Origin of the sequence: Bradyrhizobium sp. 26S5, from assembly GCF_036923295.1 — a bacterium.
Classification (GTDB): domain Bacteria; phylum Pseudomonadota; class Alphaproteobacteria; order Rhizobiales; family Xanthobacteraceae; genus Bradyrhizobium; species Bradyrhizobium septentrionale.
On the sequence record NZ_CP145948.1, the window covers coordinates 1821159 to 1846812 of the forward strand.

The 25654-nt window shown below is 63.5% G+C and carries 24 protein-coding genes and 1 pseudogene; 12 read left to right on the forward strand and 13 right to left on the reverse strand.

Annotated features, from left to right (window positions below; all coding sequences use genetic code 11):
• Positions 1–2 precede the first annotated feature (2 nt).
• Positions 3–236 (forward strand): hypothetical protein, encoded by a 234-nt coding sequence (locus V5279_RS08585; protein ID WP_338696429.1) that lies wholly within the window; start codon positions 3–5, stop codon positions 234–236.
• Positions 237–438: 202 nt separating this feature from the next.
• Here the strand turns inward: V5279_RS08585 and V5279_RS08590 are convergent.
• The 3 genes and pseudogenes from V5279_RS08590 to V5279_RS08600 all read right to left on the reverse strand — a co-directional run bounded on the left by V5279_RS08590 (position 439) and on the right by V5279_RS08600 (position 3028).
• Positions 439–1214: pseudogene (locus tag V5279_RS08590) on the reverse strand (IS5 family transposase).
• Positions 1215–1283: 69 nt separating this feature from the next.
• Positions 1284–1916, reverse strand: coding sequence for an SCO family protein (locus V5279_RS08595; protein WP_338696431.1), 633 nt, complete (start codon positions 1914–1916; stop codon positions 1284–1286).
• Positions 1913–3028 carry an MBL fold metallo-hydrolase gene (locus tag V5279_RS08600; RefSeq protein ID WP_338696433.1) on the reverse strand — a complete coding sequence of 372 codons (1116 nt, stop codon included), beginning with the start codon at positions 3026–3028 and terminating at the stop codon, positions 1913–1915. The genes V5279_RS08595 and V5279_RS08600 overlap by 4 nt, the downstream gene beginning before the upstream one ends.
• Positions 3029–3255: 227 nt before the next feature.
• Between V5279_RS08600 and V5279_RS08605 the strand changes: the two genes are divergently transcribed.
• A complete protein-coding gene (locus V5279_RS08605) occupies positions 3256–3963 on the forward strand; it encodes a glutathione binding-like protein (protein WP_166298912.1) in 708 nt (235 codons plus the stop codon).
• 156 nt (positions 3964–4119) lie between these two features.
• Here the strand turns inward: V5279_RS08605 and V5279_RS08610 are convergent, their stop codons facing one another.
• Positions 4120–4911 (reverse strand): crotonase/enoyl-CoA hydratase family protein, encoded by a 792-nt coding sequence (locus V5279_RS08610; protein ID WP_338696437.1) that lies wholly within the window; start codon positions 4909–4911, stop codon positions 4120–4122.
• An 87-nt stretch (positions 4912–4998) separates the two neighbouring features.
• Here V5279_RS08610 and V5279_RS08615 point away from each other — a divergent pair, with 87 nt between their 5' ends.
• A complete protein-coding gene (locus V5279_RS08615) occupies positions 4999–5595 on the forward strand; it encodes a TetR/AcrR family transcriptional regulator (protein WP_338696439.1) in 597 nt (198 codons plus the stop codon).
• Positions 5596–5860: 265 nt separating this feature from the next.
• Here V5279_RS08615 and V5279_RS08620 read toward each other — a convergent pair whose 3' ends face one another.
• The gene (locus V5279_RS08620; protein ID WP_338696441.1) at positions 5861–6787 is read right to left on the reverse strand and encodes a hypothetical protein; all 927 of its coding nucleotides are present in this window, start codon (positions 6785–6787) and stop codon (positions 5861–5863) included.
• A gap of 144 nt (positions 6788–6931) precedes the next feature.
• Positions 6932–8242 (reverse strand): adenylate/guanylate cyclase domain-containing protein, encoded by a 1311-nt coding sequence (locus V5279_RS08625; protein ID WP_338696442.1) that lies wholly within the window; start codon positions 8240–8242, stop codon positions 6932–6934.
• Positions 8243–9044: 802 nt separating this feature from the next.
• Here V5279_RS08625 and V5279_RS08630 point away from each other — a divergent pair.
• The 3 genes from V5279_RS08630 (at position 9045) to V5279_RS08640 (ending at position 13909) form a co-directional block, all read left to right on the forward strand.
• Positions 9045–10841 carry an NAD(P)/FAD-dependent oxidoreductase gene (locus V5279_RS08630; protein WP_338696443.1) on the forward strand — a complete coding sequence of 599 codons (1797 nt, stop codon included), beginning with the start codon at positions 9045–9047 and terminating at the stop codon, positions 10839–10841.
• Between the two features lie 827 nt (positions 10842–11668).
• On the forward strand, positions 11669–13219 hold the full coding sequence (locus tag V5279_RS08635; RefSeq protein ID WP_338696444.1) for a CHASE3 domain-containing protein: 1551 nt from the start codon (positions 11669–11671) through the stop codon (positions 13217–13219).
• Between the two features lie 60 nt (positions 13220–13279).
• Positions 13280–13909, forward strand: a complete 630-nt coding sequence (locus V5279_RS08640; RefSeq protein WP_338696445.1) for a VOC family protein — start codon at positions 13280–13282, stop codon at positions 13907–13909.
• A gap of 31 nt (positions 13910–13940) precedes the next feature.
• Here V5279_RS08640 and V5279_RS08645 read toward each other — a convergent pair whose 3' ends face one another.
• The gene (locus V5279_RS08645; RefSeq protein WP_338696447.1) at positions 13941–14615 is read right to left on the reverse strand and encodes an HAD family phosphatase; all 675 of its coding nucleotides are present in this window, start codon (positions 14613–14615) and stop codon (positions 13941–13943) included.
• Between the two features lie 327 nt (positions 14616–14942).
• Between V5279_RS08645 and V5279_RS08655 the strand changes: the two genes are divergently transcribed.
• Positions 14943–16514, forward strand: a complete 1572-nt coding sequence (locus V5279_RS08655; protein WP_338696451.1) for a DUF1800 domain-containing protein — start codon at positions 14943–14945, stop codon at positions 16512–16514.
• Positions 16511–17740: a DUF1501 domain-containing protein gene (locus tag V5279_RS08660; protein WP_338696453.1), complete on the forward strand. Its 1230-nt coding sequence runs from the start codon at positions 16511–16513 to the stop codon at positions 17738–17740. Before V5279_RS08655 ends, V5279_RS08660 begins: the two co-directional genes overlap by 4 nt.
• Positions 17741–17906: 166 nt before the next feature.
• On the opposite strand, the gene V5279_RS08665 is transcribed toward V5279_RS08660, so the two are convergent.
• The 3 genes from V5279_RS08665 to V5279_RS08675 all read right to left on the reverse strand — a co-directional run bounded on the left by V5279_RS08665 (position 17907) and on the right by V5279_RS08675 (position 20492).
• A complete protein-coding gene (locus tag V5279_RS08665; RefSeq protein ID WP_338696455.1) occupies positions 17907–18848 on the reverse strand; it encodes an aldo/keto reductase in 942 nt (313 codons plus the stop codon).
• Positions 18849–19124: 276 nt separating this feature from the next.
• The gene (locus tag V5279_RS08670) at positions 19125–19586 is read right to left on the reverse strand and encodes a GNAT family N-acetyltransferase (protein WP_338696457.1); all 462 of its coding nucleotides are present in this window, start codon (positions 19584–19586) and stop codon (positions 19125–19127) included.
• Between the two features lie 90 nt (positions 19587–19676).
• Positions 19677–20492, reverse strand: coding sequence for a PAS-domain containing protein (locus tag V5279_RS08675; RefSeq protein ID WP_166302834.1), 816 nt, complete (start codon positions 20490–20492; stop codon positions 19677–19679).
• Between the two features lie 208 nt (positions 20493–20700).
• On the opposite strand from V5279_RS08675, the gene V5279_RS08680 reads away from it, so the two are divergent.
• The gene (locus V5279_RS08680) at positions 20701–21054 is read left to right on the forward strand and encodes a DMT family protein (RefSeq protein ID WP_166302837.1); all 354 of its coding nucleotides are present in this window, start codon (positions 20701–20703) and stop codon (positions 21052–21054) included.
• Between the two features lie 14 nt (positions 21055–21068).
• Here V5279_RS08680 and V5279_RS08685 read toward each other — a convergent pair whose 3' ends face one another.
• The 3 genes from V5279_RS08685 to V5279_RS08695 all read right to left on the reverse strand — a co-directional run bounded on the left by V5279_RS08685 (position 21069) and on the right by V5279_RS08695 (position 22293).
• Complete coding sequence (locus tag V5279_RS08685; RefSeq protein WP_165127744.1) at positions 21069–21224, reverse strand: hypothetical protein; 156 nt, start codon at positions 21222–21224, stop codon at positions 21069–21071.
• Positions 21225–21285: 61 nt separating this feature from the next.
• Positions 21286–21462 (reverse strand): hypothetical protein, encoded by a 177-nt coding sequence (locus tag V5279_RS08690; protein ID WP_338696461.1) that lies wholly within the window; start codon positions 21460–21462, stop codon positions 21286–21288.
• A gap of 180 nt (positions 21463–21642) precedes the next feature.
• Positions 21643–22293, reverse strand: a complete 651-nt coding sequence (locus tag V5279_RS08695) for a glutathione S-transferase family protein (protein WP_338701068.1) — start codon at positions 22291–22293, stop codon at positions 21643–21645.
• A 601-nt stretch (positions 22294–22894) separates the two neighbouring features.
• On the opposite strand from V5279_RS08695, the gene V5279_RS08700 reads away from it, so the two are divergent.
• The 3 genes from V5279_RS08700 (at position 22895) to V5279_RS08710 (ending at position 25607) form a co-directional block, all read left to right on the forward strand.
• Complete coding sequence (locus V5279_RS08700) at positions 22895–24097, forward strand: pyridoxal phosphate-dependent aminotransferase (RefSeq protein WP_166302840.1); 1203 nt, start codon at positions 22895–22897, stop codon at positions 24095–24097.
• Between the two features lie 246 nt (positions 24098–24343).
• A complete protein-coding gene (locus tag V5279_RS08705; protein ID WP_338696465.1) occupies positions 24344–24868 on the forward strand; it encodes a DUF992 domain-containing protein in 525 nt (174 codons plus the stop codon).
• Positions 24869–25127: 259 nt separating this feature from the next.
• Positions 25128–25607: a DUF992 domain-containing protein gene (locus tag V5279_RS08710; protein WP_338696467.1), complete on the forward strand. Its 480-nt coding sequence runs from the start codon at positions 25128–25130 to the stop codon at positions 25605–25607.
• Positions 25608–25654 lie beyond the last annotated feature (47 nt).

Consider the following 25654-nt stretch of genomic DNA (forward strand, 5'->3'; position numbering starts at 1 on the left):
CGATGGCCGAGACCACCGATGCCCTGGTACTCGACCTCGTCGAGTGGGTCGCGCGCGAGCCGCGGCGCTATGCCGAGGTGCTCGAGGTGTGGCGCACCTCATGCCCGCGGCTGACGATCTGGGAGGATGCCGTCGACCGCGGCTATGTCGCGCGCCGCCCCTCGGTCGAGGGCATGCGGGTGATGGTGACCGAAAGCGGCGAGACGTTTCTGCGCGCGCATGGACGGATGCATTGAGCGGATGCATTAAGAGGTGCGCGGCCTATCCGCGAACTCGCTTCACCTCTCCCGCTTGCGGGGGAGGTCGCATCGCATCGAAGATGCGATGCGGGTGGGGGCTCTCTCCACGAAGCGACTCGCGGTGATACCCCCACCCCGACCCTCCCCCGCAAGCGGGAGAGGGAGGGCGATCCCGTTGCGGCACTAGGTGGTGTGGACACTAGCGCATCCATAGAACGATGGCTGCGAGAGTGACGACGGCCCGGTAGTTCCGGGCCGTTTTTTCGAAGCGGGTTGCGACGCGGCGGAACTGCTTGAGCTTTGAGAAGCAGCATTCGACGAGATGACGCTGGGCATAGAAATGCTTGTCGAGTGGATATTTGAGCGCGCGTGACGGGTTGTTGGGGATCACGGCGAGCGCGCCTTTGGCGGCGATGGCTTGGCGCAAGTGATCGGCGTCATAGGCCGTATCGGCCATGACGACCTCGGCGGATAAGCCTTCGATCAATGCGGCGGCTTGCGGTGCATCGCCCTTCTGACCTGCGGTAAGCGTGAACCGCACCGGACATCCCAAGCCTCGAACGGCCATATGTATCTTGGTGCTCAGGCCGCCGCGCGAGCGGCCGATCGCTTGATCTTCCGCTTGATCTTCAGACCCCCCTTTTTGGCGCCGGCGGCGTGCTGATGCGCCCGAACAATGGTGGAATCGACGATCAGATATTCGAAGTCCGGATCATCGGACATCGCCTCGAAGATCCGCCACCAAACACCCTTGATGCTCCATCGACTGAAGCGCCGGAACACGCTGTTCCAGTCCCCAAACACCTCCGGAAGATCGCGCCAGGGAGACCCCGTACGCACGATCCACAGCACACCTTCCACGAACATCCGGTTGTCGCGCCCGGTGGAGCCCTTCTGATCGGGGCGCCCTATGATCAGCGGCGCTATCCGCTCCCACGCCGCGTCGCTCAATACCAAACGGTCCATCACACCCAAGGCGGCCTCCCCAAAAGCAGCCTTGAATCTGATTTGCTCCTAAAAGGGAATCCTTAGAGTCCACACCACCTAGCGCGCCGGCTCGGCGAGCCTCGGCCGGATGATCTCGACCATGCGGTCGGCCGACGTGCCCGGCGGGAAGAAGCCCAGATAATTGCCGTCACGGTCCATCAGATAGATGTAGGCGGTGTGATCGACGGTGTAGTCGCCGTCTTTCAGCGGCACCCTGGCGTAGTAGACCTTGTAGGCATCGGCCACCTGGCGGATTGCGTCGGCGCTGCCGGTGAGGCCGATCAGCCGCGGATGGAACAGCGGCACATATTCTGCCAGATGCGCGGCGGTGTCGCGCTCGGGATCGACCGTGATGAAGATCGGCTGCACCTGATCGCCGTCAGGGCCGAGCTTGTCGAGCACGAGCGCGATCGCCTGCAGATCGGTCGGACAGACGTCGGGGCAATAAGTGAAGCCGAAATAGACCAGCATCAGCTTGCCGCGGAATTCCTTGTCGGTGCGCGCATGCCCGGCCTGATCGGTCAGCGCGAACGGGCCGCCGACCGGCTCCCGATTCCACATCAGGATGTCCATGATCTCGGCAGCCGAGCGCGTCGATTGCCCCAGTGCATCGCCGGCGAGTGCTGATGCCAGCGTCAGCCACAGGCCGGCGCCGGCGCACGCGATGACGCGCAGGATGTTTCGGCTCATATGCCGAAGGAGAGGCGGCTGCCGGTGGTGGTGACCAGCACCCTGTCGCCCATTTGCGCGGTCGCCTCCTGCACGAAGTTGAGCCCGGAGCAATGCATCGGGATCAAGACGTCGGGGTCGAGCTTCTTGATCTCGGCGACCACCTCGGTGAGGTAGTCCTTCGGCGCCGGTCCGAGATGGAAGCCGCCGACGATCGCGTGCACCTTCTGGATGCCCGAGACCTCCTGCGCCTGCTTCACCGAATTGACGATGCCGACATGGCCGCAGGACGAGATCACGACCAGGCCAAAATCCTTCACATTGAAGCAGGTGGCGTGCTCGTGGATGTGCTCGTCGGGCACGATCTTGCCTTCCATCTCGGCCGGCAGATAGTGGCTGGCGTTGCAGCCGAGCCCGTCCTTCATGCTGAACTCGACCCAGGTCTGCGGCAGGATGCGTTCGATGCTGCGGCGGGTGATCTTGCCGGTCGTGAAGGCGTGGCCGGCGATCACGGTCGGGGTCTCGCACAGCACCGTGGTGACGCGCTGCGCGGCGAGCTGGCGGCGGTCCAGCGTGCCGAAATCGGCGAACTGGCCCTTGGTCGGCGTCGCGTTGACGCGGTGGCAGAAATTGTCCTCGCCGCCGGCATAGAGCTTCACATCGGCCGGCAGTCTGTCGCGGAATTTGTCGAGGAAGCCGTTGAGGCCGCCGAAATGGTCGTAGTGACCGTGGCTCACGATCAGTGCGTCGAGCTTGGCGGGATCGACGCCGACCAGCTCCATGTTGTTGAGCAGAACCTCGGGCGTGTAGCCATAGTCCAGCATCAGCGTGCGCTGGCTGCCCGCGGCCTCCGATTCCAGCCACAGCGACAGGCCCCATTCATTGTGCAGCGATTTGCGGAAGTCGGCGCCGCGTGCCGCCGGCGCGATCGAGACGCCGTGCGCCTGTTTGGGCCGCAGGAACAAGTCGAAGCTGGAATCGACGAGGACGCGGATCGACAGCTTGTCGACGGTCGGCACCTGGATCGGCGCCGCGCTCGCGATCTCGACGCAGGAGAATGCGCCCGCGGCTGCGGCGCCGGCGATCGCCGCCGAGCCCTTCAGGAAATCACGTCGTGCCAAATCTCGTGTCATTGCAATGCCCCGTGTTTTGAAAATTCATCAGCGCGAACCGAGGCGGAGCCTAGGAGCAATCGAGGCGCGGCTCAATCGCGCACTTGCGTTGTCTGCAGATCACATTCGCGCGCGGTGCAATGCGCGCGCCATTGACTTGGGTGCGGCTTTGCGGGCAAATCCATGCAATCGCATCTTTCTCATCAGATGCACGATATCAGCAATCTCTGGAAACGCAGGATCGCGCCATGATCGACCTCCATTACTGGTCCACGCCGAACGGTCACAAGATAACGATGTTCCTCGAAGAGACCGGATTGGAGTACAGGATTTTCCCGGTCAACATCGGCAAGGGCGATCAGTTCAAACCGGACTTCCTGCAAGTCGCGCCGAACAACCGCATCCCCGCGATCCTTGATCACGCGCCGAAGGGCGGCGGCAAGCCGATCTCCCTGTTCGAGTCCGGCGCGATCCTGCTCTATCTCGCCGAGAAGACCGGAAAATTTCTGCCTGCGGATCTCTACGGCCGCTATGACGCGATCCAGTGGACGTTCTGGCAGATGGGCGGGCTCGGGCCGATGGCCGGGCAGAACCATCACTTCCGCAACTATGCGGTCGAGAAGCTGCCTTACGCGATCGACCGCTATGTCAACGAGACCAACCGGCTCTACGGCGTGCTCAACAAGCGGCTTGCAGACCGCGAATTCATCGCCGGCGACTACTCGATCGCCGACATGGCGAGCTATCCCTGGGTGGTGCCCTACAAGAATCAGGGCCAGGAGATCGAGAACTTCCCGCATCTGAAGCGCTGGCTGGAGACGATCGGCAAGCGTCCCGCGACCGAGCGCGCCTATGCCAAGGCGAAGGAGGTCAACCCGAATTTCGGCCAGCCCGCGATCCGCACCGAGGAAGAGCGCAAGCTGCTGTTCGGGCAGACCGCGGCGGTGGTGCGGTAGGACACACTCTATCCCTCGTCATGGCCGGGCTTGTCCCGGCCATCCACGTCTTGGGGCATGCGCGGGAGGACATGGATGCCCGGGCCATAGGCGAGCGGAAGCGACGCCGTCCTTCGGACGGCTGTGCCCGGGCATGACGAGTTGATAAAGCGCGCCTCACGCCCCGACATACTTCGCCGGCCGCCGCTCCTTCCACGCCGCCAGTCCCTCGGCAAGATCACGACCCGGCACCAGCGTCGCGAATTGCTCGCTCTCGATCAGCAGGCCCTCGGTAATCGGCATGTTGAGCCCGCGCGTCACCGCGGTGATGGTGCTGGCAACGGCACCGGGTGAATGCCTGATGATGCGGCCGGCGAGCTCGCGCGCTGCGATCAGCAATTGATCGTGCGGCACGATCTGGTTCACGAGTCCGATCTCGCGTGCGTGCTCCGGCGAGAACGGATCGCCCGCCAGCAGCAACTCCAGTCCGCGCTTGCGTCCCGCCAGCCGCGGCAGCCGCTGCGTGCCGCCGAAGGTCGGGGGCATGCCGAGCTTGATCTCGGGTTTTGCAAATAGCGCGCGATCGCTGGCGATGGCGAGATGCACGGCTTCCGTGATCTCGCAGCCGCCGCCGAAGGCGAGCCCGTTGACCGCGGCGATCACAGGCTTCCTGAACGCCTCCAGCCGCGCGGTCATCGTCTGTCCGCGGCGGACGAAGTCGCGTACCGCGACGGCCGCCCCCTGTTTGACGCTACCGGAGAATTCGTGGATGTCGGCGCCCGCCGAGAAGGCGCGCTCGCCGGCGCCGGTCAGGATCACGGCGCGCACCGCGGCATCGCCCTCGATGCGGTCGAGCGCCGCCATCAGCTGATCGATCAGCGCGTAGTTCAGCGCGTTGAGCTGCGCGGGACGGTTCAGGGTGATCAGTGCGATCCCGTCTTGGGGCTCGAGCAGGATGGGTTCGGGCATAGGCAGTCTCCGGCATTGCTGTCGCGGCGCCGAATGTAGGGTCAACCGCGATTTGTGTATATTCACTGGTCAGTATACATACGGGCCATGCCCAGACCCTCCGAGCTCACCCGCGCGCGCATCGTCCAGGCGGCAAGCGCGCTGTTCTACAATGAAGGCATCCGCCGCGTCAGCGTCGACGAGGTCGCCGCCAAGGCCGGCCTCACCAAGCGCACGCTGTATTATCACTTCAAGAGCAAGGACGACCTGGTCGCCGCCTATCTCGCCGCGCGCGACCAGCCTAACCTCGCGCTGTTCCGGACATGGTTCGCCGAGGCCGAAGGCGGCCTGCCGGCGAAAGTCGAGGCGATCTTCAAGAACCTCGCGCGCTCGGCGCGGCATCCGAAGTGGAAGGGCTGCGGCTTCCTGCGCACCTCCGCCGAGCTCGCCAACCTGCCCGGGCATCCCGCGATCAGGATCGGCGCCGCGCACAAGAAGAAGTTCGAGGACTGGCTGCGCGCGACCTTCGCGGAACAGGGGATTGCCGATCCGCCAAAACTGGCGCGGCAGATCCTGCTGCTGCTGGATGGATCGTTCGCGGTGGTGCTGCTGCATCGCGATGCGAGCTACATGGAAACGGCCGGCGAGGCCGCGCGCACGCTGATCGAGACGGCGTTGGGCAAGCCGGGGCGTAAACGAGGCTAGGCGTGTACCATAAAGGCCGCGTCCGCTGCGCTCTGAAATGGCGACATAAAATCCGGTCTGAGTGAACGTCGGCATTGGGCCAAACTCGGAAGTGGCACCGGTATTCAACCGCCTCGTCGATTGACGGGGCAAGAGGGGACAGGATCACGCGCTTCAGCCCAGCATCCGCCGCGGAGCCCGCTGCTTCGAGAAAAGTGGAATCCCCGATGGTCATCGACCCGCGCGAGATTGATGAACATCTCAGCGTTCGTAGCTTGCTGCTGTTTCATGATGGGATACTTGAGGCTTGCCGTTCCTTCGCTTCGTAGTATTCGGCCGAGAACTGAATTGACCATCGCGAGAAGAACGAACGCAATTTCTGAGTGGGCTTTTCGACGCCGAGATGTTCGGTGACATGCGCCTCGCGCAGCCACCTTACCGCCGTTGCAAGGCCGGCGGTGCGCTCGAGCCTCTCAACCGCCGCGACGCCGGCGGTCTCTGCCTGCCGATAGCGAAAACCGGCCTTTTTGATCACATACAGGGACTTGATGGTTTCATAGCTCTTGAATGCGAGCTGAACGAACGAGTGTTTTTTGGCCTGTGGCCAGGCTGCCGGGTACACCGGCAGCACCAAAAGCTTGCTCTTGGCGATGACCGTTGCCAGCGGATGCAAGAGCTGCATCCAAGCTGGCCAGGACGTGACCTTGGCAAACAATACCGCGTGCATCGCCGTTGCAGCCCCGAAAGAGATGGGGAGCCAAAGTACCGCGCCCAGGATCACGAGCAATGCGGTGTTCGGCGTGAGATGCCGGCATTTTCGGAACACCCATGCCATGCCGCTTTCAAATGCAATGTACACAGCATGTTCGAACGCCCGATAGCTAATCTTCCGCCGGAGCCACGACCAGTTCCGGCGGATCGATGTATTCCACTGTCGACGTTTCGACTCGGAAAGGGGAAGGAAGCGCAACGCGCCGTTCATGACAGTAAAGATGACATTGCCAAGAACCCTGGCCGCGAAGAGCGGAAGCCAGACAATCTGCATTGCTAACGGGAAGGCGTAGTCGAGCAGTCGCATCAAGATCGAAAGAATGAAACGCAGGATTTTGTTTGCGGCGAGCGCGACAAAAACAAGTGGGATGATTATCACATCGTCGAGGGCACCGCGGAAGCGGCTTTCTTCGGTCCATGCCGGGTCATGGTAATGGATCATGGTGCAACGGTTCCGGCTGGAGACGGGGGAGCGTGCCGGCTCAAAGTAGCACATTGTAAGGGTCAGGGCGTGGCCCCAGGTACCGGTCGTTGAGCGACAGCCCGATGTCCGCAACGGGGTTTGCAGAACATCCGCTTTGCGCCACTAACGTTCGGCCGCGAACAATCTGACGCTTTCTGTGAGACCCTTCAGGGCATGACTACCTTCGTCATGAAACCTGATGTTTGATCCTGCGACAAGATCACGGACTGTATTCGACACCAGAACCTGCCCGGGCTTTGCCATCGTCGCGACCCGCGATGCAATGTGGACCGCGATGCCGCTCAGATCATCATCGGCCATTTCGACCTCGCCGGTATGAAGGCCGGCCCTTACCTGCAGCCCAAGAGCTTCAAGGCCTTCATTGATCGCCAGAGCGCACCGGATTGACCGAGCGGGCCCGTCAAAAGTTGCCAGGAAGCCGTCTCCCATTGTCCTCACCTCGTGCCCTCTATATCGCGAAATCTCCCGCCGCACGAGCGCGTTGTGCCGATCAAGCACATCGTGCCATGCACGATCACCGATCGTCTCGGCACGCCTGGTTGAGTTAACAATGTCAGTGAACAGAACGGTGGCGAGCACGCGATCAGATTCGATTGCGGACCGTGAGCCTGTCAGGAACTCTTCAACCGCATCCAATACCCGTTCTATTTCGCCAGTCCACAACGCGTGATCACTGCCGGGCAGTTCGAGATATTTCGCGTTTGGGATTTGCCGGGCCATGAACCGCCCGGCTTCAACGTTGACGCGAACGTCCCCTTGTCGATGAATAATGAACGTCGGCACCCGTATCGACGGAAGGATTGGACGAATATCGATTTCGCTGTTCATTCGCATAAGCGCGACAACTGCGGAAGGACTTGCACCCAGACGTTCAAAACGGGCCCATGACAGCTTGAACGTCTCATCTGATGCCATACTGGGGGCGAACAAACGGAGGCTCTCGCCGGTCCCCCAATTTTTTTCCATGCGATCCAGGGCGGCATCTATCATGTCCGGGGGCACAACCCACGAACTGAAGTGGCCATAGGCGCCGTACAGGACCAACGCTCGGGTACGCTCTGGGTAGGTGGCCGCGAACAAGACTGACATCGCACCGCCTTCAGAGATGCCGAACAGGGCAGCCTGTTGCGAGCCCACGGCATCCATGACCGCGCGAACATCGTCCATGCGCTCTTCCAAGGTTGGCACACCAACCGCTCTGTCGGAAAGCCCGGTGCCGCGCTTGTCGAACATGATCAGGCGTGCGAAGGCCGCCAAGCGGGTCCAAACCCGCGCACGATAGGGCTCCTCCCAAGCGACATCGAGGTTTGAGATGAAACCAGGAACGAACACGAGGTCGAAGGGCCCTTCGCCGACGACCTGATAGGCGATGCGAACATCACCGCTCTTTGCGTATTGGGTTTTCGGAACCATTGCACATCACTTCACGTAGAGTGGCGTGATCGGCTTCGTCGACTTCCCGGTGAGCAGGTTCGATCTGAATCTTACCAGTTTGCCGCGGTTCGCGGAAGCCAAAACCGCGTAGCCAGCCTTAGCATGCGCTAATCGGCTGCTTTCTCGACCAGGTATCACACAAGCCAATAGCGCCGCTGGTACGTCCCACGCGCAGCAATGTGAGGGACCACATCAATTCATGCCTTCCGCCGGTCGTGCAACTGAGATAGGCTGCTCATGAGCTGCCGAGCGGGACGTGCCGAAGTCCCTTTTCTCTTAGCCGCAGCGCTCATGCCGTCGGCAGGCGTGCATCGAAATTAAGCCAGCGTCTGTGTGTGCGGCCTCCCGTGCGGCTCCGCAGAGATTCCGCATGCCAGCAGTTTGGGGAGGCCGCAATGAAACTTCCACGCCGTCATTCCTGCATCTGGCAGCGGCCGCTGCCACGCTTCCGGCATTATCCCAATTCGCTAGCGCGCAGAGCTACCCGACCCGACCGGTGCACTTACTCAAAGGCTTTGGCGTCCGCGCAGCACCTGACATCGTCGCGCGATTGATCGGTCACTCGCTGTCGGAGTGACTTGGACAGTCATTTGTCATCGAGCCCGTAACGTCCGCTTCACCGCCGATACCGGACTTTCGATAGCCAGCGCGGCACTTGCGAAAGGAGCCCACTTTTAGACCTATGTAACACCTTGCCGCGACAGTCTGGATTCCCGCGATAGTTGGGATAAGGTTACGCTGCCTGCGCAGAAAAAATGTAAACGACATCCGGGAGGAAGTGATGCTCGACACCACGCTTAGCGCGCGCGTCCAGGTTTTCCTCGACAAGTTTGAAGCCGCGCTTGCGGCGGGCGATCTCGATGCCGCCGTCGAAATGTTCGCTCCGGAATGCTACTGGCGCGACCTTGTTGCCTTCACCTGGAACATCAAGACACTGGAAGGCCGCGATCAGATCCGCGATATGCTCGCGCATTGCCTCGCGTATGTGAAGCCGCGCAACTGGAAAACCGTCGAGGGCGAAGCGCCAACCGAGGCTGGCGGCGTGACCGAGGCTTGGATCTCGTTCGAGACCGAGGTCGCGCGCGGATATGGACTCATCCGCCTGCAGAATGGCCAGATCTGGACGCTCTTGACGACCGTAGCCGAACTCAAGGGCCACGAGGAAAAGGCTGGCTTCAGTCGACCGCTCGGCGCCAGGCACGGCGTCAATCCCGGCGCCAAGACCTGGAAGGAGCTGCGTGACGAAGAAGTCGACAAGCTCGGCTTCAAGACCCAGCCCTACGGACTTATCATCGGCGGCGGGCAGGGCGGCATTGCGCTCGGGGCGCGGCTGCGCCAGCTCGGAGTGCCGACGATCATCGTCGAAAAGAACGCACGCGCGGGTGATTCCTGGCGCAACCGCTACAAGTCGCTCTGCCTCCACGACCCCGTCTGGTACGATCACTTGCCCTACATCGATTTCCCCAAGAACTGGCCAGTGTTCTCGCCAAAGGACAAGATCGGCGATTGGCTGGAGATGTACGCCAAGGTTATGGAGTTGAACTACTGGACGAACACCACAGCCAAACACGCCAGTTGGGACGAGACCAGGAAGGAATGGACCGTCGTCGTCGAACGTGATGGCGGGGAAATTGCGCTACGGCCCAAGCAACTTGTGTTCGCGACCGGCATGTCGGCCAAGCCGAACATGCCAAAAATCAAAGGTATGGAAACCTTCAAGGGCGAGCAACACCATTCCTCACGTCATCCCGGTTCCGACAGTTACAAAGGCAAGAAGGTGGTGGTGATCGGCTCGAACAATTCCGCCCACGACATCTGTGCTGCGCTGTACGAGACCGGCGTCGACGTAACGATGGTGCAGCGCTCGACGACCCACATTGTGCGCTCGGATTCGCTGATGGAGAGCCTCGGCGATCTTTATTCCGAACGTGCCGTCCGCAGTGGAATGACGACGGCAAAGGCCGATCTGATCTTCGCCTCACTGCCCTACCGGATCTTGAATCAATTTCAGAAGCCGGTCTACGACAAGATCCGCCAGGATGACGCCGCTTTCTATGCCGGGCTGGAGAAGGCCGGCTTCAAGCTCGACTTCGGTGACGACGATTCCGGGCTGTTCATGAAATATCTGCGCCGGGGCTCGGGCTATTATATCGACGTCGGTGCTTCGCAGCTTATTATTGACGGCAAAATCAAACTGTTCACTGGCCAGGTCGAGGAGATCACGCCCAACGGCGTCAAGCTCGACAACGGCAAGGAATTGCCGGCGGACGTAATCGTCTATGCCACCGGCTACAGCTCGATGAATGGCTTTGTCGCCGATCTCGTGAGTCGGGAAATGGCCGACAAAGTCGGCAAGGTCTGGGGTCTCGGCTCGAATACGACAAAGGACCCCGGTCCATGGGAAGGTGAACAGCGCAACATGTGGAAGCCGACGCAGCAGGAGGGGCTATGGTTCCATGGCGGCAATCTGCATCAGTCGCGACATTACTCGCAATTCCTTTCCCTCCAGTTGAAGGCTCGCTACGAGAGAATTCCGACGCCGGTCTATGGCCTGCAAACTGTCCATCACAAGGCCTGAAGTTGCTAAGTGCACGCCAAGTGCACAGCGGGGCTCGCGATTGCGAGCCCCGTGTTATTTCCATCTCTGCACTCGCCAATACAATGTCCAATTTGTCCCGCTAAGCCGAGGGGTGCCCCGTGAGGCAGGGTATCCCGTACGGCGCGGGTCTCCTAGAATACTAGATCACCCGCCCAAGCCCAAGCGGGCGATGACCATCACGGCATATCCGCTTCGGGGTAGGGGCCGATGGGACGTTCCTGAGTTTCGTCTGCCTTGCTTCCCAAAGCGGACGTTCGCGGCTCATGCGGGCGGGTCTACTTTGGGCACATCCGGACTCATGCACCGCAGCAAATAGCTGCTTCGTTCGATTACGTGGTGCCGAAGCAGCGAAGGCGGGTTGGGCTTAGCCCAAACTTAGTGCCGAAACTGCCGTGCTGCTTGGGCATATCCAGTCCGGCGTTCGGGCGGAATTGGATATCGCGCCGTACCCCGAGCGAGTATCAGGCGCACGTCGTCGCCAAAGACTTGCTCCAGAACGTCCTGTTGCGCGGGACTTCCTCCGAGACGGTGCATCCTGTCGAGGATCGGTTTCATGAGGTCAACGGCACGGGAGTGTTCACCTCGCCGATTCGCCAGCACCCCCCCAGATATGGGCAAAGCTATAGTTCCAACGACGGCCCCCGTCGCCAAGACCGAACGAGCGCATCGCATCAAGCGTCCCACTGGCGCGGAACTTGCGGACGCGCCACTTTGCCCTATGGCCACTCCATTGCTAATGCCCTCGCTCGGGGACAATCTCGACTAAAAAGCTGGTCATTCGGTGGATTTCGGCTTTCGAGGATCATGTGTCCGCTTTTCCGAATTTGCAGATCTCACACAAGCTCATGGTCGCGTTTGCCGCAGTAGTTGCGATCATATTTGTGAGCAGCGCGATCGTATACGACAGGCTTCGCGTGATCGAAGCGGCCAAAATTTTGCGGGTTCACACCACTGACGTGTTGGACACGCTAGACATGGCACTGGAGGCAATGTTGGATCAGGAAATCGGTGTGCTCGGCTATTTGCTCACCGGCGACCAGAAATTTTTGGAGCCCTATCATAAGGGCGGCCAAGTCTTCGGCGCGGCGATCCGGAGGCTAAGGGACCTCACCTCGGACAACCGCGCTCAGCAGAGCCGGCTTGATGAATTAAACGAGCTGGCGACGAAGTGGCGCTCGGAGGTCGCCGAGCGGAAGGTCGCGCTGATGGCGAACCCAAAGACGCGCGAGGAGGCACACTCGGTGACGGCCTCGGAGGTCAGCAAAACCGCAATGGACCTCGTCCGCGGCAAGCTGGACGAAATCGACACGGTTGAGCGCGACTTATTGGCAAAACGCGACGTCGTGCAGAAACAGGCGTACGCGACTGCATACGCAATGACCATTCTCGGCGGCGCAGCCTCGCTCATGACCGCAGTGCTGATGGGCGTTCTACTCACGCGCACCATCACGATGCCGATCACCCGCATGACCAGCGCCATGGCAGCACTGGCCAGGGGCGACACCAGCATCGCCGTCCCCGGGGTTGGCCGGGGCGATGAAATCGGTGCGATGGCGGCGGCGGTTCAAGTGTTTAAAGAGCGCATCATCGAACGCGAGCGGACCCAGGCAGAGCTCGCGCACTTCAATCGCATCGCGACGGTGGGGCAGCTGACGGCCTCGATTGCCCATGAGGTCAATCAGCCGATTTCCGCGGCGGTCACCAACGCCGAGGCGGCTCTGCGCTGGTTGGGTGCCCACCCGCCCAACCTCGACGAGGTCCGTCAGGCCCTCACCTGGATCGCCGCGGACGGGAAACGGGCCGGGGACATCATCAGCCGGATCCGAGCCCTGATCAGGAAGGCGCCACCGCCCAGGAGCCGTTTCGACCTCAACGAAGCCGTCCTCGACGTCATTGCCCTGGTCCGGAACGAAGTGCTGAGGCATCGCGTCTCGCTGCAGACGCAACTCGCCGGGGACTTGCCGCAGATCGAAGGTGATCGCATTCAGCTGCAGCAGGTGATCCTCAACCTGATCGTCAATGCCGTCGAAGCCATGGCCAGCCTCGACGAGGGGGAGCGCGAGCTGCAGATCAGAACCGAAGCGGACGCCGTTGGCGGCGTGCTCGTCAGCGCGCTGGATTCCGGCATGGGATTCGAAGCGTCGAGCGTGGACCACATCTTCGAAGCCTTCTACACAACCAAGCCCCATGGCATAGGCATGGGCTTGGCCATCTGTCAGTCGATCGTCGCGGCGCACGGGGGACGGATGTGGGCCACCGCAAATAAACCTCGGGGCGCCATATTTCAGTTCACCCTACCTCCGAAGCAGGCCGGGACTGCTTCCGCCGAGCACGATGGCCAAATGCCGGTGGGGTGAGGTTGCGGATCTGGGGGAGCGAAAGCGTTGTTAGCGACGGCAATGTCTGCTGCGGTCGCCTTGCGCTCGGCCGCCCAGATCAGGTCGGGCTTGTCCCGTTTCAGCCAGATGACAGATTCCGAAATCCTCGCGCACAGCTTCAAGCTGGGCGATGCGCAGGAATTGGTCGCGCGGCAGCACGGGTTCGAGAGCTGGCAGGCGCTCAAGACAGGATCCTTGACCATGACCGATCGTGCAGACGTTCAATCGACCAGACCCTTCATCACCGCTGCCGAGCCGCAGCTGTTCGTGGCCGATATCAATGCGGCGTGCGACTTCTTCGTCGGCAAGCTCGGCTTCACCGTCGCCTTCACCTATGGCGAGCCGCCGTTCTACGCGCAGGTCGTGCGCGACGGAGCAAAACTCAATCTGCGCTGCGTCGCGGCGCCGCTGATTGACGGCGCGCTACGCGATCGCGAGCAGTTGCTGGCGGCGTCGCTGACGGTCGCCAGCGCCAACGAGATCAAGGCGCTGTTCCTGGAGTTTCAGGCGGCTGATGTGAACTTGTTCCAGACGCTGAAGCGGCAGCCATGGGGCGCGCGGGATTTTATCGTCAAGGATCCGGGCGGCTGCTCTTCGCGGGACCCGCTGAATAGCCTCCGTCATTACGAGCAGCGAAGCGACGAAGCAATTCATGTATCCAGTGGATAGGTGGATTGCTTCGCTTCGCTCGCAATGACGGCTAAAGCGCGCCGCGCTCCTGCAGCAACACCAGCACCGCATTGAGGTCCGGCAGCACCGCCGCGCATTTCGCGCGCGTCGCTTCGGTCGGCGGCGCCATGTCCGGCACCATCAGCGTGATGGCGCCGGCGGCGTGGGCGGCAGTGACGCCGTGGTTGGAATCTTCCACGGCGATGCAGGCCTGTGGCGTCACGCCGAGCCGCGCCGCTGCCTTGAGATAAAGCTCGGGGTCCGGCTTGCCTTCGGCGACGTCGTCAAGCGTCAGCAGCGTCTCGAAACGGTCGCGAATGCCGGCAAGCGTCAGGTTGCGGTCGGCCGAGCGGCGCGAGGACGAGGTGACGATCGCCATCGGTCGCTGCGCGGTGGCGATTGCATCCAGCAGATCGAGCGTGCCGGGCTTGAGCGGCAGGCCTGACCGCATCATCCGATCGCGATGTTCGAGGAAGGCGCGATTGACGTCGTCGAGCGGAAACGCCGCGCCGTAGTGGCCGCGCAGCATCGCCTCGCAGACCGGGCCGGGCAGTCCGACCATGGAATGGCACAGCGCAACGACGTCATCGGTGTAGCCGCATGCGTTCAGCGCCGCGACCAGGCTGTCGAAGTAAACCTTCTCGGTGTCGAGCAGCGTGCCGTCCATGTCGAGCAGGACGGCGTCGACGGCCCAGCGTGCGTTCACGTTGCGCCCACCGTTGCCTGCTGCTTCGCCAGTTTCCGTAAGCATGAAGGGCACAGGCAGTCGCCGCCGTCGGTCGGCAACGGCAGGCGAAAGTCTTCGTCGGAACACCAGCACGGTCCGCCGAGCGAGCAGGAGAAGTCGCTGCCACATGCCGTACAGGCTAGCCGGCGCGGCGACGTTTGTTCGGAACGATCGTTCGACGAGAGGTCCATTTCTAACCGCGATTTAATGCGCGAATTAATCTCGGGTTCATCCCGAACCGCGCTATGATGCCGTGCACTGATATAGCCGGGATCGGCCGCCAAGGGAATTGCTGAGGACACTGTGATGGCCCGTGATTCGCACGCCGCGCTGGTTGCCCTCAACCGGTTTGGATTTGGTGCCCGCGGCGGGGCGGCCGGCGACTTCATCAACGCCGCCTCCGATCCGCGCGGATTCGTGCTGGCGGAGCTGGCGCGTCCGAACGGCGCGCTGCTCGAAGTGCCCGGCCTGCTCTCGACGCCGGAACTGGGCAAGCAGGTGTTCGACTATCAGTTCGAGATCCAGCAGGCGCGCAACGCCGCGAAGGCCGCGCAATCAGGCGCCAGCGAGACGCCGCAGGGGCCGGACGCCAAGCCGCAGCAGCGGCGCAATCTGTCGCTCTCTTCCGCCGCCAAGGAGATCGATCCGGCGATGCAGGCGCAGGCGGCCGACAACGCCAATGCGGCGATGACGCCGTCGCCGACGATGCAGCCTCCGACGATGCAGCCGGTGGCCGGTCCGCCCAAGCCGCCGGCGCAACCGCTCAACATCATCCAGAAGACGTTCCGCGCCGAGGCGCTGGCGCGGCTGCAGCGCGGCGTGGTCGCCGATTGCGGCTTCGTCGAGCGGCTCGTGGTGTTCTGGTCCAATCACTTCTGCATCTCCGCCAACAAGGGCGCGCTGGCGCGGATGTGGGCCGGTTCGTTCGAACGCGAGGCGATCCGCCCGCATGTGCTTGGCCGCTTCGGCGACATGCTGAAGGCCGTCGAGCAGCATCCGGCGATGCTGTTCTTCCTCGACAATCAGCAATCGCTGGGGCCGGAGTCGCGCGCCGGCATCAACCGCAACCGCGGCCTCAACGAAAACCTCGCCCGCGAGATCATGGAGCTGCATACGCTCGGTGTCGGCGGCGGCTACACCCAGGACGATGTGACTTCGCTGGCGCGGGTCATCACCGGCTGGACCTTTGCCGGCCGGCAGGGCCAGCTCGGCACGCCCGGCAGTTTTGTGTTCAATGCCAATGCGCACCAGCCCGGTCCGCAGCAGGTGCTCGGCAAGACCTATGCGCAGGCCGGCGTCGCGCAGGGCGAGGCGGTGCTGTCCGATATCGCGCGGCATCCGTCGACGGCAAAATTCATCGCGACCAAGTTCGCCCGCCACTTTGTCACGGATGATCCGCCGCCGGCGCTGGTGGCGAAGCTGCAGGATACGTTCAGCAAGACCGACGGCGATCTCAGGGCGCTCGCCACCGCGCTGGTCGGGTCGAATGAAGCGTGGCAGGCGCCGCTGACGAAGATGCGCTCGCCCTACGAATTCCTGGTCGCCTCCGGCCGCCTGCTGGCGCGCAATCCGGAGGATCCCGGCCGCTATCTCAACGGGCTCAATGTGCTCGGCCAGCCGCTGTGGTCGCCCGCCGGGCCGAACGGTTTCCCAGACACGAGCGCGGCCTGGGCGGCGCCTGAGGGCCTCAAGCTCAGGCTCGATATTTCGGCGCAGCTCGCCTCGCAACTCGCCGACCGGTTCGATCCGCGCGATCTGCTCGAGCTGGTGGTGGCGGATGCCGCCTCGCCGGAGACGCGGCGCACCATCGAGCGCGCGGAATCGCGGCAGCAGGCGCTGGCGCTGCTGTTGATGTCGCCCGAATTCCAGAGGAGATGACGATGGATTGCTCCGAGAGCCTGATGCTGCAGGCGACGTCGCGGCGCGCGCTGCTGCTCGGCGGCGCTTCCTTTGCCGCCTGGGCCTACTTGCCGAAATTCGCGCGCGCGGCCGACGGCCGCGATCCCCGCTTCATCGTCGTCATCCTGCGCGGCGCGCTCGACGGCCTCGCCACCGTCGCGCCGATTGGCGATCCGGACTATGCGGGCCTGCACGGTGCGATCGCGCTTCGCGCAGATGGACCGAACGCGGCCGTGATGCTCGATCCGTTCTTCGGCCTGCACCCGGCGATGCCGGAATTCGCGCGGATGTATCGCGCCAAGCAGGCGGCGGTGGTCCATGCGGTGGCGACTTCCTATCGCGACCGTTCTCACTTTGATGGCCAGGATGTGCTGGAGAGCGGCTTCCCCGGTCCAGGCCGCGTGCAGTCCGGCTGGCTCAACCGCGCGCTGGAGGCGTTGCCGAAAGGCGAGCGGGTGACGAGTGCTCTCGCGGTCGGCCCGACCACGCCCTTGGTGTTGCGCGGTGCCGCGCCAACGGTCGGCTGGGCGCCGACCGCGTTGCCGCAGGCCGCGGACGACACCGCGATGCGGCTGCTCGATCTCTACCAGCACCGCGATCCGACGCTGGCGAGCGCACTGACGCAAGGATTGCAGCTCGACAAGCAGGCCCGGGGCGACGAGATGAAGCCGAAGCCGGGCGGAGGCGGCGTGGCGGCGATGCGGCTGGTGGCGCGCGGCGCCGCCAAGCTGATGGCGGCCGATGACGGCCCGCGGATCGGCGCGCTCGCCTTCGACGGCTGGGATACGCATGCCAATGAAGGCGGCCCGGTCGGCCGCCTCGCGCAGCTGCTCGGCGGACTCGATGGTGCGCTGGCGGAATTTCAGAGTGGCCTCGGCGCGCGCTGGCGCGACACAGTGATCGTGGTCGCCACCGAGTTCGGCCGCACCGCGCGCATCAACGGCACCGAGGGCACCGACCACGGCACCGGCACCATCGCGCTGCTCGCCGGCGGCGCTGTCAACGGCGGCCGGATGATCACGGACTGGCCGGGCCTCAAGCCGGCCAATCTCTACCAGGCCCGCGACCTCGCCCCGACCACCGACCTGCGCGCCGTGATCAAGGGCGTGCTGCACGACCAGCTCGGCCTCAGCGAGCGGGTGCTGGCGGAGACGGTGTTTCCCGACAGCGCCCCGGCGAAGCCGATGAAGGGGCTGGTGGCGTAAGCGGCAGCCACATACTCGGTGTCGTCCCGGCGAAAGCCGGGACCCATTACCACCGACCTCGATTGTTGGAAAACGCCGGGGCCCCAGCACGGCATAACCATGCAGATTTGTGGTTATGGGTCCCGGCCTACGCCGGGACGACGCTGTGGTTACACGACCGCGGTGTCTACCCCTTCGTAATCCTGTCGATCTCCGCCATCTCCTCGGCACTCAGCTTCCAGCTGATCGCCTTCACGTTCTGCTCGATCTGCTCGGGACGCGTCGCGCCGGCGATCACGCTTGCGACTTGGGGGCGCGCGGCGAGCCAGGAGAAGGCGAGCTCGAGCATGGTGTGGCCACGCTCCTTGGCGAAGACCTGCAACTGCTCGACGATGTCCTCGTTGCGCGGCGTGACGTAGCGATCCTTCAGGGCCGGCGCCTTGGCGAAGCGGGTGTCGGCGGGCGCAGCAGTGCCGCGCTGGTACTTTCCGGTCAACAGACCGCTGGCGAGCGGGAAGAACGGCAGCAGGCCGAGATTGTACTGCTGCGCCGCGGGCAACAGATCCTTCTCGATGCCGCGCACCACGAGGCTGTATTCGTCCTGGCAGGAGACGAAGCGGTTCACGTTCATCTGGCGCGCGACGTATTCCGCTTCCGCGATCCGCCATGCCGGGAAGTTGGAGTTGCCGATGTAGCGCACCTTGCCCTGGCGCACGAGATCGTCGAGCGCGCGCAGCGTCTCGTCGATCGGCGTCAGCGGATCGTAGTCGTGCTGCTGGTAGAGATCGATGTAATCGGTCTTCAGGCGGGTGAGGCTCGCTTCGACCGCCGCCATGATGTAGCGCCGCGAGGCGCCCTGCCTGGTGCCGTCGGTCGCCATCGGCTTCGAGTATTTGGTGGCGAGCACGATGTCCTTGCGGCGGTCGCCCAGCACGGTGCCGAGCACGGTTTCCGAGCCGCCCATGCCGGCATAGATGTCGGCGGTGTCGAACAGGGTGATGCCGAGGTCGATCGCCTTGTGGATCACCTTGCGCGAAGTTTCCAGATCGGTGCGCTGGCCGAAATTGTTGCAGCCGATGCCGACCGCGGACACGCGCAGGCCGGAGCCGCCGAGATTACGAATTTCCATGAGATAATCCTGTGGGATAGGCGAGGGGACGGCGCGCATAGTGGCGTGCACGCCGGAGCGCGGCAAGGTGCCGACCTACCGCGGGTGACGCATGGCACCTATCACGCACGGCAATATCGCAAAAAAAAGCGGTCCCGGTCAGACGCGGCGACTGACGGGGACCGCTCGGGGCGCAGGATCTGAGACGGGGGGCCTGATCTTACGCGAGCGAAGCCTAGCCGGGCTTTGTAACGCGCCGGTGACATCCCGGTTAATCCACAGGTTGCGCAACGGTGCTCAGAGAATCTTGCGGTAGATCACGAAGCCCGGCCTGTCGGCGACCTTGTCATAAAGCTGCATCGCGGTGTGGTTGGTCTCATGCGTCTGCCAGTAGACGCGCGGCGAACCCACCAGCTTCGCCTGCGTGTAGACGCCGTTGATCAAGGCGCGGCCGACGCCCTTGCCGCGCGCGGCCTCGCTGGTGAAGAGATCCTGCAAGTAGCAGGTCGGCGCGATCGCCGTGGTCGAGCGGTGAAACAGATAATGCGTCAGCCCGAGCAGTTTTCCGCCGGCGTCGGCAACCAGCGCATGCACCGGCTCATAGGCGTCGAAGAAGCGCTCCCAGGTCATCGCGGTGATCTCGGGCGCGAGCGCCGTCGGTCCGGACCGCTCGTAGAAGGCATTGTAGCCGTCCCACAGAGGAAGCCATTGGGCGTAATCGTCGCGCGTGACGAAGCGGATGGTGACGTCGTCGGACATGAATGATCCCGCGTTGCGCGATGCGTGCGCATCGCTTGGCACGTTCTACCGTCGCTGTGGTGCCGGATCAATTGCGGAGGAAGTCGCGCTTCACTCGGCGGCGCGGAGCAGCCGCGCCAGATGGCGTTCGCGCCCGGCGCGCTGCGCCCGGTATTCGTCGGCCTTGGCGGGATCGTCGGTGTGGCGCACCAGGTCCGTCACCGGCGTGTAGCTCAGCATGCGGCCGCCGTCGGGCAACGCCGTGCAGCTGAAGCGCAGCACCTGGCCGTCGGCGAGATTGAGGTTGATCGGCGTGGAATCGCCTGCGCGCATCATCTCGATGCGCTTGGCGACGAATGCACTCAGTTCGTCTTCCGGCAATTCATAGGCGCCGGTGTCGCGGCCGTGATACATCAGCGCGACGAAGGGCGGCTTGCTCTCGGCCTGCGCATCCGACAGCGCGAAATAATCGCGGAAGGCGCGGTTGATGAACTCGGCGCGGGTGTCGACGTCGAGCAGCACGATGCCGATGTCGACCTGGTCGAGCGCGGCGGCGAGCCGGGCCGCGGTGGCGTGATGCTGCTGCTCCGCGGCAAAGGCATCGATCCATTTCTGCCGCAGCATCCCGGTGATCAAGGCGGTGCCGGCCGTCGTCGCGACCAGCATCAGCATCCGCGCGACGTCGGCGGTGTCATAACCGGGCAGCGCACGATGATCGAGGAAGAACAGCGCCGAGGCGACGACCGCGATCGCGGCGGAGATCAGCCCGGAGGTGATGCCGCTGACGGAGCTCGCCAGTGCCACGATGCAGACGAACAGCGGCGCGGGATTGGGGACGGCGACGATCAGGCGATCGATCAGGAAGGCGGCGAGCGCCGTGATCGCCGTCAAGGCCGGTCCTGAAATTGCACGCCAGTCGAACCGCATGCGCGTTCTCATGTCTCTCAAACGAACGATAAAGCCGTAGTTTGACGACAGAGCCGCAATGGTGCCGGGATTTTGCCCCCGACCGTTAAGGTGGCCTTGTCCCATCCGAACCAGCTTTCGCTGCTTTCAAATCAAATGATATGCAGATCGGCATGGAACCCGGTTTCGTGCCTGCGGGTTACCGCCTGCTTTGCTCAAGAGGACATCGATGCCCACCATTTCGCCTTCGCTGCTGCCGATCCTGATGCTGTTCGCCTCGAACGTCTTCATGACCTTCGCCTGGTACGGCCATCTCAAGTTCAAGGATCACTCGCTCCCGATCGTCATCATGGTGAGCTGGGGCATCGCCTTCTTCGAATACTGGCTTGCGGTGCCGGCCAATCGCTGGGGCAGCGCGGTCTATTCTGCGGCGCAGCTCAAGACCATGCAGGAGGTGATCACGCTGGTCGTGTTCGCCGGCTTCTCGGTGCTGTATTTGAAGGAGCCGCTGGGCTGGAATCACGCGCTCGGCTTTGCCTTCATCGCTGCCGGCGCATTCCTGATCTTCCACAAATGGGGTTAGCGCATTCGCTCTGGTTAGTTGTGCGGGGCCGGCTTGGCGGCAGGCGCCGTGAGCTGCGCAGGGTGCGCGCGGTCCTCGCCCTGGGTGCCGGTCACGATCAACAGCGAAGCGGCCAGCAGGATCGCCGCCGACAGCGTCACGGTCACCAGTCCGACGGGGGTCTTCAACATGTCGCGCCGCTGTCTCTCCCGCGCCTTGCCGCGGATCAAGGTGCCAAGTGGAATTGCTTGATTACGCCGGGAACGCCGTTGCCATGCTGATGTTGCTCGACAGCACCGTGACGGCGACGACCAGGCACAGCGTCAGCGCGCCAAGCGCGAGCAACGCCGCGATCGCGTGGGTCAGCCGGGACGATGCCACTGGGGCAGGGCGGCCATGGAAGCCTGCCGTGCCGGACCACCGTGTCATGGTGTAAATCCCTCAGGCCGCGAGCGAATCACTCGCGACATCCGAGCAAATCTGCCCGTTGTCACCGGCAAGATTGCGGCGGTGACGCCCCCCGAAAACGGCAGAAATACGGCAACGACAGGGGTTTTGCCCGCTATTTGGGCAGTTTCCCCGCTATTCCCGATATTCAGACCCGGTTGTTCAGACGCCTGCCGCGAGGCGGGCCTCAGGCTCGGCATCGGTCCCGGGCCGCCAATCCATCGAGACAAATCCGGGGGTCTGCTCGACCCGTTTCAGCCAGGCGCGGACCGACGGAAAGGTCGCGAGGTCGAAGTCGCAGCGGTCGGCGACATGGGTGTAGCCGTACAGCGCGATGTCGGCGACCGTGAACTGGTCGGCGGCGAAATAGGCGTGCCCCTTGAGGTGATTTTCCATCACCTGCAACGCGGCGTAGCCGCGCTCCATCCAGTCCTCCAGCGCGTGCGTCTGCAGGTCGCGCCCGCCCTTGACCAGCGACAGCCAGAAATAGGCGGCGCCGATGTTCGGCTCCAGCGCGTGCTGTTCGAAGAACATCCACTGCAGCGCCTCGGCGCGCTCGATCCGCGACTCCGGCGCCAGCGGCGTGCCGATCGCAACGTACCAGAGGATGGCATTGGACTCGGCGAGATGGCGGCCGTCGACTTCCAGCAGCGGCACCTGGCCGCTCGGATTCTTGGCCAGGAATTCCGGGGTACGGCTCTCGCCGCGCAGGATGTCGATCTCGATCGCCTCGTACGGCGCGTTCAACACGGCGAGCGCCAGCCGGACCTTGTAGCTGTTGCCGGAGCGCTGCATCGAATAGAGCTTGTACATTGCGTCGGTGTTCACTCGGTGCGTCGGGTTCACTTGGTCTGAGACGGTACGCTTGAAAAATTGCGCGGCCTGTCACACCGCAACGCGCTTAAACAATGATGCCGACAGCGGTGCGTCGCAAGCCCTGCACAGTGGAAAAAGTCGAAACGTCTACCGCACTGCACGCGTTCAGAACGATTCCATCAACACGGCAGAACAACTCGGATCACGGCTGCGCGACGCTGTGCACGGTGCCGGTCGATGCGGTGGCGGACCCGCGCCAATTCACAAACCTTAACGCGCGACGGGCCCGCCGGACCGCGCGTCATCGGCACCCTCAGGCAGCCGCCGCGCGGCACATTGTCCTCGGAGCAATCCGCGCGGGCGCAGGCCGCCGGAAGCCTTGCCGGCAAGGCTGCAGCGGCCCCGCGGGGTTTGCCGGATATGAGCCATTTGGCTCCGGAACTTGCGGAATGTTGCGCGCGTTGCGGGCCATGCGCGAAAGTTTTCGTGCTTTGCCGCCAAGCTTCTTGCGATGCAGCGGCGACAGGCCTAGGGTGCCGCGATCCCATTCAAATCAAGTCGTGGCCGAACGGCTCACGACGTTTGCCAGGAGATGATTATGGCCTTCCTGTCCGCTGCGCTCGACCGTGTGAAGCCGTCCGCGACGATCGCGGTCACGGACAAAGCACGCGCGCTGAAAGCCGCGGGCCGCAACGTCATCGGCCTCGGTGCCGGCGAGCCGGACTTCGACACGCCTGCCAACATCAAGCTGGCTGCGATCCACGCCATCGAGGCCGGCAAGACCAAGTACACCGATGTCGGCGGCATTCCGGAGCTCAAGGAAGCCATCATCAACAAGTTCTCGCGCGAGAACGGCCTGAGCTACAAGCCGAACCAGATCATCGTCGGCACCGGCGGCAAGCAGGTGCTCTACAATGCGCTGATGGCGACCATCAATCCGGGCGACGAGGTCATCATCCCGGCGCCGTACTGGGTCAGCTATCCCGAGATGGTGGCGCTCGCCGGCGGCGAGTCGGTGCCGGTGATCTGTCCGGCGTCGAGCGGCTTCAAGCTGCGCCCGCAGGATCTCGAGAAGGCGATCACGCCGAAGACCAAGTGGGTGATCCTGTGCTCGCCATCGAACCCGACCGGTTCGGCCTACACCAAGAGCGAGCTCAAGGCGATCACCGACGTGCTGGTCAGGCACCCGCATGTCTGGGTGATGACCGACGACATGTACGAGCACCTCGTCTATGACGACTTCGTCTTCACCACGGCGGCGCAGGTCGAGCCGAGCCTCTACGATCGCACGCTGACCGTGAATGGCGTGTCGAAGGCCTACTGCATGACCGGCTGGCGCATCGGCTACGCCGGCGGCCCGGCGCAACTGATCAAGGCGATGGCGACGATCCAGTCGCAGTCGACCTCGAACCCGTCGTCGATCGCGCAATGGGCTTCGGTCGAGGCGCTGAACGGACCGCAGGACTTCATCGCTGCGAACAACAAGGTGTTCAAGGAGCGCCGCGACCTCGTGGTGTCGATGCTCAACCAGGCCAGCGGCATCGAGTGCCCGCGGCCGGAAGGCGCGTTCTACGTCTATCCGTCCTGCGCCGGCACGATCGGCAAGACGGCGCCGTCGGGCAAGGTGATCGACAACGACGAGACCTTCGTCACCGAGCTGCTCGAGAGCGAGGGTGTCGCCGTGGTGCAGGGTTCGGCGTTCGGTCTCGGACCGGCGTTCCGCATCTCCTACGCCACCAAGACGTCCGATCTCGAGGACGCCTGCAAGCGCATCCAGCGCTTCTGCGGCAATCTGCGCTAGTCGTTACGAAACTCAGGAAACGCTCCTGCACCAGGTGTGGGAGCGTTTCTATTTGTGTACGCAGATCGCGCGCCGGTAAATTCGACGAGTCAAATCACATCCCGCTCATCTCACGCGCGTGTGCGCGAACAACGATGCCACACGCGCGAAGTTTTTAGGGCGTCTTTGCGGACTGCCTTGTTTTGGACACGAGCCTTCCCTTCTGTCCGCCGCGCTAATTCAGTTCATCTTGCGGAGACAGACCAAATGCGACTTTCGACTCTCACCCTTGCAGCGCTTGCGTTGCTGGCGCCGTTCGCCACCGCCAATGCGGCGCCCGAGGTTCAGGCCGGGGTCCTGCAATGCCAGGGCGGCGAGAATGTCGGCTTCGTCGTCGGCTCCGTCGCCCGCCTCGAATGCGTGTTCCAGAGCGCCAACGCCCGCCGGCCGGAGCCGTATGTTGCGACCGTGAAGCGGATCGGTCTCGACCTCGGCGTCACCGCGACGACGCAGCTCGCCTGGGCCGTCAGCGCGCCGACCACGCAGCTCCCGCGCGGTGCGCTCGCCGGCAGCTACGGCGGCGTCGGCGTCAACGCTTCGGTCGGCCTCGGCGCCGGCGGTAACTTCCTGTTCGGCGGCCCGAACAACGCATACGCGCTGCAGCCGATCAGCGTGCAGGGCCAGACCGGCCTCAACGTCGCGGCGGGCATCGCCGGCATCGATCTCGAGCCGGTCAGCCTCGCTGGTCCGCGCCGTCATCATCATCACCACCGTCATCACCACCACCACTAAGCCGGTCGGTGTTTGATCAAAGGGGCCCGCGAAAGCGGGCCTCTTTTTTTGCGTCTGTCGTTTGTTGTGTTTTGCGCGGCAGGTTCTGCACGGCAGCGGGATCATAGCAACATCGCCACATCCCGTAACAATCGGTGGCCGGACACCGCAAATTCTGGCTGTGCATCCGATGTTATGGCATAGGAAGCGACAGGCGCCGCAGACACGGCGCCGTTCTGTTCTCTGCTCGCGTCACGCCTTTCAGCCGGAGACCTCCAACATGCGTCGCTTCATCCTCCTCGCCGGTGCCGCCCTCGCCTCGCTGGCGATCGTTGGCGCCAACGCCCAACAGCCGATCCAGCGCGTGCAGGTCGGTGTCCTGGAATGCCGCGGCGGCGCGAGCGTCGGATTCATCGTCGGCTCCGTGACCAATCTCGGCTGCGTGCTGCGCGTCGATGGCGCGCCTGAGGACCGTTACATCGCGACCATTCGCAAGGTCGGCATCGATCTCGGCATCACCCAGGAGTCGGCGCTGGCTTGGGGCGTCTACGCGCCGGTGGCCCAGCTTGGGCCTGGCGCGCTCTCCGGCAACTACGCCGGCGCGCAGGGCAGCGCGACGCTCGGCGTTGGCGTCGGCGGTAACGTGCTGGTCGGCGGTTCCGACAACACCATCGCCTTGCAGCCGCTCAGCGTGCAGGGTCAGGTCGGCGTCAACATCGCCGCCGGGCTCGAGAGCCTAGAGCTGCGTCCGGGGCGCTAACTCAAGCTGCACCGTTTTGTATTCCGCCGAAGAAGCTGCGGGCTTCC

Excerpts from the sequence above, each read along its gene's own strand:
- V5279_RS08600 (WP_338696433.1), bottom strand. The coding sequence starts at position 3,028 with ATGACACGAGATTTGGCACGACGTGATTTCCTGAAGGGCTCGGCGGCG.
- V5279_RS08605 (WP_166298912.1), top strand. The coding sequence starts at position 3,256 with ATGATCGACCTCCATTACTGGTCCACGCCGAACGGTCACAAGATAACG.
- V5279_RS08620 (WP_338696441.1), bottom strand. The coding sequence starts at position 6,787 with ATGATCCATTACCATGACCCGGCATGGACCGAAGAAAGCCGCTTCCGC.
- V5279_RS08700 (WP_166302840.1), top strand. The coding sequence starts at position 22,895 with ATGGCCTTCCTGTCCGCTGCGCTCGACCGTGTGAAGCCGTCCGCGACG.
- V5279_RS08655 (WP_338696451.1), top strand. The coding sequence starts at position 14,943 with ATGGCCCGTGATTCGCACGCCGCGCTGGTTGCCCTCAACCGGTTTGGA.
- V5279_RS08675 (WP_166302834.1), bottom strand. The coding sequence starts at position 20,492 with ATGCGGTTCGACTGGCGTGCAATTTCAGGACCGGCCTTGACGGCGATC.
- V5279_RS08705 (WP_338696465.1), top strand. The coding sequence starts at position 24,344 with ATGCGACTTTCGACTCTCACCCTTGCAGCGCTTGCGTTGCTGGCGCCG.
- V5279_RS08680 (WP_166302837.1), top strand. The coding sequence starts at position 20,701 with ATGCCCACCATTTCGCCTTCGCTGCTGCCGATCCTGATGCTGTTCGCC.
- V5279_RS08660 (WP_338696453.1), top strand. The coding sequence starts at position 16,511 with ATGACGATGGATTGCTCCGAGAGCCTGATGCTGCAGGCGACGTCGCGG.
- V5279_RS08685 (WP_165127744.1), bottom strand. The coding sequence starts at position 21,224 with ATGTTGAAGACCCCCGTCGGACTGGTGACCGTGACGCTGTCGGCGGCG.
- V5279_RS08630 (WP_338696443.1), top strand. The coding sequence starts at position 9,045 with ATGCTCGACACCACGCTTAGCGCGCGCGTCCAGGTTTTCCTCGACAAG.
- V5279_RS08585 (WP_338696429.1), top strand. The coding sequence starts at position 3 with ATGGCCGAGACCACCGATGCCCTGGTACTCGACCTCGTCGAGTGGGTC.
- V5279_RS08615 (WP_338696439.1), top strand. The coding sequence starts at position 4,999 with ATGCCCAGACCCTCCGAGCTCACCCGCGCGCGCATCGTCCAGGCGGCA.
- V5279_RS08670 (WP_338696457.1), bottom strand. The coding sequence starts at position 19,586 with ATGTCCGACGACGTCACCATCCGCTTCGTCACGCGCGACGATTACGCC.
- V5279_RS08610 (WP_338696437.1), bottom strand. The coding sequence starts at position 4,911 with ATGCCCGAACCCATCCTGCTCGAGCCCCAAGACGGGATCGCACTGATC.
- V5279_RS08710 (WP_338696467.1), top strand. The coding sequence starts at position 25,128 with ATGCGTCGCTTCATCCTCCTCGCCGGTGCCGCCCTCGCCTCGCTGGCG.
- V5279_RS08690 (WP_338696461.1), bottom strand. The coding sequence starts at position 21,462 with ATGACACGGTGGTCCGGCACGGCAGGCTTCCATGGCCGCCCTGCCCCA.
- V5279_RS08695 (WP_338701068.1), bottom strand. The coding sequence starts at position 22,293 with ATGTACAAGCTCTATTCGATGCAGCGCTCCGGCAACAGCTACAAGGTC.
- V5279_RS08625 (WP_338696442.1), bottom strand. The coding sequence starts at position 8,242 with ATGGTTCCGAAAACCCAATACGCAAAGAGCGGTGATGTTCGCATCGCC.
- V5279_RS08595 (WP_338696431.1), bottom strand. The coding sequence starts at position 1,916 with ATGAGCCGAAACATCCTGCGCGTCATCGCGTGCGCCGGCGCCGGCCTG.
- V5279_RS08665 (WP_338696455.1), bottom strand. The coding sequence starts at position 18,848 with ATGGAAATTCGTAATCTCGGCGGCTCCGGCCTGCGCGTGTCCGCGGTC.